Origin of the sequence: Desertibacillus haloalkaliphilus, from assembly GCF_019039105.1 — a bacterium.
GTDB lineage: Bacteria > Bacillota > Bacilli > Bacillales > KJ1-10-99 > Desertibacillus > Desertibacillus haloalkaliphilus.
In genome coordinates, this window is record NZ_JAHPIV010000179.1 from 1 (window position 1) to 421 (window position 421).

A 421-nucleotide genomic window follows, 5' to 3' on the forward strand; every position below is an offset into this window, starting at 1 on the left:
TTCTTCCCCTTTCCTCTTCCCCCCTTTTTTCTTTCTCTCCTCTCCCCCTTTTCCTCCTTCCTTCTCCCTTTCTTCCCTCCCTCCCTCCCCCTCCTTTTTTTTTTTCCCTTTCTTCTCCCTCTTTCCCCTTTCCTCCTCCTCTTCCCCCTTCTCCTTTTCTCCTTCCTTCCCCTTCCTTTCTTTTCCCCTCTTTTCTCCCCTCTTCCCTTTCTTTTTTCCTTCTTCTTCCCTTTCTCTTCCCTCCTTGTCCTCCGGCTCCCTTTGTTTTCTCCCCGTCTTTTTGTCGTCTCGCTCCCCGCCCGTGCTGCCCTGGGTCGGCTCCTCTTGCCGTCTTCCTCGCCCGCGTGCTTTCCTGCCGCCCTCCCCCCCCTTTGTCTCCCGGCCCTTCGCCTTCGGTTTTCCCTCCCCTCTCCCTGCGTGG

1 pseudogene is annotated in these 421 nt (G+C 56.8%); it reads right to left on the minus strand.

Features of this window, described 5'->3' with window-relative positions:
- A pseudogene (locus KH400_RS21430) lies at positions 1-421 on the minus strand (hypothetical protein); the annotation flags it as partial.